Origin of the sequence: Pseudoduganella sp. RAF53_2 (assembly GCF_052113985.1) — a bacterium.
Classification (GTDB): domain Bacteria; phylum Pseudomonadota; class Gammaproteobacteria; order Burkholderiales; family Burkholderiaceae_D; genus Rugamonas.
Map to the genome: position 1 here is coordinate 1 of NZ_JBFRDW010000773.1, position 2,492 is coordinate 2,492.

A 2,492-nucleotide genomic window follows, 5' to 3' on the forward strand; every position below is an offset into this window, starting at 1 on the left:
CTTACCCACGGGCCTTTGTACAGCACGGGTCCCGTCGGGCCGTTGGGATCTGGCGAACCACCGCGCGGCTCCAGGCTGATCGCCAGCAGCACCACATCGCTGCCCACGGCCTTGTCGTTCAGTGCCAGCTTTGCCGTCCGCGCCGCGCCGAGCACGCCCAGCGAGCGCGGGTTGCCTTGTTTCGGAATCGCCCACAACTGCAAGGTTTTATCGTCCGGCACAGGGGCGCCGCCGACCACTTTGACTTCCATGGTTTGATGGCGTGAATCAGCGGTCACCACCAGCGCGGGCTGGGCTTGCGCGTCCGTCAGCGTGGCAACCATGTCGATGGACGGGGCTTGTAGTGTGCGCACGCCAATGGTGGCAACCAGTATTGCCGCCAGCGCGGTGGACGCGATGCCCAGGCCGCGCCACCAGCGCAGCGAATCCCACCAGCGGGCGCCCGGCGTTTCGCCCGTCTGCCGGCGCGGTGCGCGGCCGGTCGCGTCGCGGGTTCCCTCGGTATCAGCGGCCCCTGCGGCATTGACGGCACCAGCGGCGCTGAGGCGCAGGCGGCGCTCAATGTCGCGCCACACCTGCGGCGAGGGCGCCTGCTGCGGCGCCAGCTCGGCCAGCGGCAGCAGGCGATCCTGCCACTCGTTCACGGTACGGCGCAAGGCCGCATCATTGAACATCCACCCTTCAAAACGCCGCCGCGCGCTACCGCGCAAGGTGCCCAGCACGTATTCCGCCGCCAGGCGCTCGCGCAATGTCTCGTTGCCCCGGATATTCATGCCTGCCCCCTTTGCGCGAGGCAGGTCTTGAGGCGTTCCAGCCCGCGTCTGATCCAGGTTTTTACCGTGCCAATGGGCAGGGACATGCGCTGCGCCACCTCGGTGTGGGACATATCGTGGTAAAACGCCAGCCCGATCACCTGCCGGTGCAGCCCTTCCAGCGCGGAGAGGCAGGCGGCCAGCGCCTGCGCCTGGGCGCTCAATTGCAGCGCCTCTTCGGGGCGTACGTCGGAATCGGGCAGGGCGTTCATGAAGTCGGCATCGATTTCTATCGGTTCATCCAGGCGGCGCAGGATATCGAGCGCCTTGTTGCGCACGATGGCCGTCATCCACGTCATTGGCGCAGAAAGGCCGGACTGGTAGGTGCTGGCCGAATGCCAGATTGAGACAAAGCCATCCTGCAAGGCTTCTTCGGCCAGCTCCTTCTTACGTAATATACGCAGCGCGAAGCCAAACAGTTTCGGCGCTGCAGCGTCGTAGAGCGAACGGAATGCAGCCGCATCGTGGCGGCCCGTGGCGATCAGCCAGTTGCGCAGCTGCTGTGGATCGGAGGACATGGCAGGACTCCGTGAGGGCAGTGGGTCAATCCATCATAGCGGCAGCCCGGCCGGAGGTCTACAATATCGCGCAAACATTCAACACTTGGAGATTGCATGTCCCAATTTGCCCGTCTGCTGGCCGCCACGACGCTCAGCACCGCAGCCAGCCTGGCCTGCGCCGCCCAACCCGCCACCGTACGCGTCGATTACCTCCATAGCGGCAATGCCTTGAGCGAGAACTACGCCATGGAGCGCGTGGTGATTGAACCGCTGCCGTGGCCCGGCGATATGAGCCGCACCATCGATACCACCAACCGTGGCAATAACAAGGTCGAAGTGGCGGACGCCAAGACCGGTAAGCTGCTGTACACGCGCACCTTTTCCACCGTGTTCGGCGAATGGCGCACCACGGACGAAGCCTCCAAGGCAAGCCGTGGTTTCAGCGAGTCTGTGCGCTTCCCCAAACCGGAGCAGCCGGTCAAGGTGCGCATCCTGAAGCGCGACGAGCGCAATGAATTCTCCGTCGTGTGGAGCACGGAAGTCGATACCGATGTTCTGGACGTGGTGCGCAAGCAGGAGCCTGCGCCGGCCAAGCCGATTCCGATCCGCGTCAGCGGCCCGTCCGAAAAGAAAGTGGACCTGCTGATCCTGGGCGATGGCTATACCAAGGCCGAAATGGGCAAGTTCGAGCAGACCGTACGCCGCTTGACCGACTATATGTTCAGCGTGTCGCCATACAAGGAACGCGCCAACGACTTCAATGTATGGGCGCTGGCCGTGCCGACCCAGGAGTCGGGCGTGAGCCGTCCTTCGACCAATACCCACCATGCTTCCGCGCTCGGCACGCGCTACGATATCTTCGGTAGCGAGCGTTATGTGCTGACCACCGACAACCGCGCGCTGCGCGACATCGCCCAGTACGCACCGTATGAGTTCATCGAGATCCTGGTGAACAACGATACCTACGGCGGTGGCGGCATCTACGGCCAGTTCAGCACCGCTGCGGCCAACAACGATTGGGCCAACTACCTGTTCGTGCACGAATTCGGCCACCACTTCGCGGGCCTGGCGGACGAGTATTACACCTCGCCCGTGGCTTACGCGACCGGGGGAGCGCGCATGGAGCCGTGGGAGCCGAACGTCACGGCCCTGCAGGACCCGGCTCAGCTGAAATGGAAGA

The 2,492-nt window shown here is 64.2% G+C and carries 3 protein-coding genes; 1 reads left to right on the forward strand and 2 read right to left on the reverse strand.

The genetic code is table 11. From position 1 onward, the window contains the following. Together AB4Z11_RS29270 and AB4Z11_RS29275 are read right to left on the reverse strand one after the other, a co-directional pair. On the reverse strand, window positions 1-773 hold a 773-nt coding region (locus AB4Z11_RS29270), incomplete at its 3' end, for an anti-sigma factor (RefSeq protein ID WP_442029335.1). Beyond that, on the reverse strand, window positions 770-1,330 hold the full coding sequence (locus AB4Z11_RS29275; RefSeq protein ID WP_442029336.1) for a sigma-70 family RNA polymerase sigma factor: 561 nt from the start codon (window positions 1,328-1,330) through the stop codon (window positions 770-772). The genes AB4Z11_RS29270 and AB4Z11_RS29275, both read right to left, overlap by 4 nt. Before the next feature lie 96 nt (window positions 1,331-1,426). Here AB4Z11_RS29275 and AB4Z11_RS29280 point away from each other — a divergent pair. Next, window positions 1,427-2,492: M64 family metallopeptidase (locus AB4Z11_RS29280; RefSeq protein WP_442029337.1), on the forward strand; the 1,066-nt coding region annotated here is incomplete at its 3' end.

Excerpts from the sequence above, each read along its gene's own strand:
- AB4Z11_RS29275 (WP_442029336.1), bottom strand. The coding sequence starts at position 1,330 with ATGTCCTCCGATCCACAGCAGCTGCGCAACTGGCTGATCGCCACGGGC.